At 68.6% G+C, this 3,107-nt stretch carries 5 protein-coding genes; 2 read left to right on the top strand and 3 right to left on the bottom strand.

Going from position 1 to position 3,107, the window contains the following annotated elements; all coding sequences use genetic code 11:
- Positions 1–17: 17 nt before the first annotated feature.
- A complete protein-coding gene (locus UK23_RS33840; protein ID WP_045315797.1) occupies positions 18–1,229 on the bottom strand; it encodes an aminotransferase class V-fold PLP-dependent enzyme in 1,212 nt (403 codons plus the stop codon).
- The gene (locus UK23_RS33835) at positions 1,216–1,689 is read right to left on the bottom strand and encodes a hypothetical protein (protein WP_045315796.1); all 474 of its coding nucleotides are present in this window, start codon (positions 1,687–1,689) and stop codon (positions 1,216–1,218) included. Before UK23_RS33835 ends, UK23_RS33840 begins: the two co-directional genes overlap by 14 nt.
- Before the next feature lie 63 nt (positions 1,690–1,752).
- Between UK23_RS33835 and UK23_RS33830 the strand changes: the two genes are divergently transcribed.
- Positions 1,753–2,355: a TetR/AcrR family transcriptional regulator gene (locus UK23_RS33830; RefSeq protein ID WP_231114805.1), complete on the top strand. Its 603-nt coding sequence runs from the start codon at positions 1,753–1,755 to the stop codon at positions 2,353–2,355.
- Here UK23_RS33830 and UK23_RS33825 read toward each other — a convergent pair.
- Entirely contained in the window at positions 2,312–2,920 is a 609-nt protein-coding gene (locus tag UK23_RS33825; protein ID WP_052685308.1) for a class I SAM-dependent methyltransferase, read from the bottom strand. The two genes, UK23_RS33830 and UK23_RS33825, sit on opposite strands and share 44 nt — an antisense overlap.
- Between UK23_RS33825 and UK23_RS52090 the strand changes: the two genes are divergently transcribed.
- Positions 2,919–3,107 (top strand): AsnC family protein (locus UK23_RS52090; RefSeq protein WP_330770409.1); only part of this gene is annotated, 189 nt, incomplete at its 3' end. The genes UK23_RS33825 and UK23_RS52090 overlap by 2 nt on opposite strands.

Below are 3,107 nucleotides of genomic sequence, written 5' to 3'. Positions count from 1 at the left end.
CCCTTGGAATCAACCGTCTAGAGCGCGCGGATCTCCTTCAACGTCCGGTCGATCTCCGCGGGCGTGTTCAGGATGGAGGTACCGACCCGCGCGTACGGGATCCGGTACGCCGCCGTGGTGATCTGGATGCGTTTCTGGGAAAGCCGCGCCACGACCTGGTCTCCGGTCTGCCCGCCAACGTCGAAACAAACCAGTCCGGCGGACATCGAAGCATCGCGCGGCGTGTGGATCACGACACCGGGGATCGAAGCGAGCCCGTCCTTGAAGCGGGCAGCCAGCTCGGCGACACGAGCCGCCACCCGGTCGCGGCCCAGGTGCTGGTGGAACTCCACGGCCGCCCGCACCCCGTAGTAGTGCTCGAACGCGTGGAACCCGCCGGGCCCGAGCGCCGCCGTCGCGCTGCGGTTGCTCAGGCTCGGCAGCAACGGCGAGATCTGGTTGCTCACCTGGGGGTTCACCCAGACCATGCCGGTACCGCGCGGTCCGAACAGCCACTTGTGCGTGCCCGCGACGAAAACATCGGCACCCAGCCGGGCCGCGTCGTCGTCGACGGCGGCCAGTCCGTGCACGCCGTCGACGATGAGCAGGCAGCGGTCTTCAGGAGAACGCCCCTTGTTGGCCTCGGCCACCACAGCAGCACACGCCCGCACCGGCATCCGGACGCCCGTGCTCGACTGCACCCAGGTGATGCCGACGGCACGCGTCTGCGGCGTGATGGCCCCGCGCAACCGGGTGGCGACCTCGTCCTCGGTCACGCGGGCCGAATCGGCGTACAGCGTCCCGATCCTGACCTTCGCCCCGACCCGTCCCGCCGCCAGCTGGGCGGCCTGCTGGTGCCACGCGTGGTCCTGGTCGCTGAGCAGCAACTCCTGGTCCGCGCGCAGCCGCAGCCCGCCGTAGACGATCGACAGCCCGATGGTCGTGTTGGGCACCAACGCGATGTCGTCCGCCGCGCCCCCGACGTACCGCCCGAGCGCCGCGGCCACCTCGTCGGCCTGAGCCGGCATCAGGTCGTGCGAGTTGGCGTCGAGCCTGCGCTTGAACGTCTCGACCGCCGCGCGGACCTGGCGAGGGTTCGACGCCAGGTAGAACAGCCCGAGGTTGGTCAGCGCCGGGTCCAGCCTGAACTCGCGGCGCACGGCACCCCAGTCCAGTCCCGGTGCGGCCGACGCGGCGGTCGGCGCGATGGCGATGAGTCCGGTCCCCACGAGGAAATCACGACGATCCATGCCTCTCATGGAACCGCTCGCGGACGTTGCTGGACAGCGGTTTCCGGTCAGGAGCGAACGGAATTCCGGTGTTCAGCGCCTTGGCCCCGATGCTGAACAACTCGCCGAGCATGCTCACGCCGATCGACAGCTGTGTCGGCGCGTGCCCGCCGACCAGCAGGCCCAGCCCGAGCGACGCGCCGAGCGACGTCACCCACACGAGCAACGTCCACGGCGTGTACCGCTGCCACAGGTGCCCGTCGCGCTCGAACAGCTTGATCGTCATGCCTCGCAGTGCGCCGAATGCGAACCCGACGGCCAACGGCAGCAGGTAGATCAGGTGGAAGCCGTCCACCGCGCGGATCCCGAAGAACAGCAGGAACGCGGGTGGCGCCAGCAGATCCCGGGCGTTCAAGGGCTCGCCCATGAACCGGCGCACCAACACGTACAGCACACCGGCCGCTATCAGCACATATGTCATTGCATCCCCCTTAGTAGCATGACCCTGCTACTTAAAATAGCAGGGTCATGCTACAAAAGGGAGGTGTCTCCGAGAGTCGTCGATCCGGTCGCCCGCCGCCAAGCCGTCGCCGAGGCGGTGTTCCGCGTGGTCGTGCGGGACGGCGTCGAGCAGGCCTCACTGCGCAACGTGGCCGTGGAAGCCGGTCTCGCGATCGGCTCGATCCGGCACTACTTCGACAGCCACGACGACATGATCATCTTTGCTGTCGAGGCTCTGATCCACTCGATAGACGAACGCGTGATGGCCCACGTCCAGACACTCGGCGACCGCACGGGAGATCTCCGCCGACCGGGAGAACGCGTGCTGTCCGAGGTGCTGCCGCTGGACGACCGCAGGCGCGACGAAGCCGTGCTGTGGCTGGCTTTCGCGACGGCAGCACGCACCCGCCCGTCGCTCAGGCCGCACGCCGAACGGCTCTACGACGGACTCCGCCAATTGTGCCACCGAGCTCTGACAGTCATGGCCGCGAACGGCACGGTGGGCGCCATCGACGTTCAGCTGGAAGCGGAACGGCTCGCGTCACTGCTGAACGGCCTCACCGTCGACGGCGTGCTGCACCCGGACCGGATGACCCCTGAGCTCACGGTGTCGTTGCTGCGCAGGCACTTCGACTCGCTGCGGTAGCCTCCACGACCCACACCGGCAGGGTGGGCAGGTCGTCGACACCGGCCACGGGGATCACGTCCGAACCGAACCGGGTGATCTCCCAGCCGGCGTCCTCCACCGCGGCACGCAGCTCGGCGGCGCTCACCTCGAACGGCCCGCCCTCGACCGCCAACGACGTCAGGTTCAGCAACGCGCCGTCCACGGCCGCGTTCCGCAACGCCACCATCAGTCCAGGTCGCTCCTCGACCGGCAAGCAGTGGAACAACGCACTCGCCAGCACGGTGTCGAACTGCCCGGTGAACGACGAGCCGACGACCCACTCGACGCCGTCACCCCGCGACCGGGCAGTGGAGATCGCGGTCGGCGCGATGTCGACACCCGTCACCCGCAAGCCGCGCGACGCCAGGAAAAGCGCGTTGTCACCCGTCCCGCACCCGGCGTCCAGCACGTGCCCGCGGAACCGCCCGGCGGCCTCCCACGCCACGACGATCGGCTGCGGCGCCCCGATGTCCCACGGCACGCCGGTGTGCGGCACGCCCTCGACCAGTTCGCCACCGCGGTAGAACCCCTCGAAATCAACCATGCGTCCAGCCTCTCCAACCACGTGCCCAATCCATCGTCCAGAACCAGGAATGCGGCGGAATCCGCCACGAACTAGAGTCGAGAAGGTGGAATCCATCGACCGGAGACTCGCGCACGCGCTCCAGATCGACGGCCGCGCCCCGTTCGCGAAGATCGCCGACGTCCTCGGCATCTCCGAACACACCGCC

The sequence above is a fragment of the Lentzea aerocolonigenes genome, assembly GCF_000955955.1.
Classification (GTDB): Bacteria; Actinomycetota; Actinomycetes; order Mycobacteriales; family Pseudonocardiaceae; genus Lentzea; species Lentzea aerocolonigenes_A.
The sequence above is the reverse complement of the archived record's forward strand: the minus strand, read 5'-3'. Positions and strand labels throughout refer to the sequence as shown.

Excerpts from the sequence above, each read along its gene's own strand:
- UK23_RS33825 (WP_052685308.1), bottom strand. The coding sequence starts at position 2,920 with ATGGTTGATTTCGAGGGGTTCTACCGCGGTGGCGAACTGGTCGAGGGC.
- UK23_RS33840 (WP_045315797.1), bottom strand. The coding sequence starts at position 1,229 with ATGGATCGTCGTGATTTCCTCGTGGGGACCGGACTCATCGCCATCGCG.
- UK23_RS33835 (WP_045315796.1), bottom strand. The coding sequence starts at position 1,689 with ATGACATATGTGCTGATAGCGGCCGGTGTGCTGTACGTGTTGGTGCGC.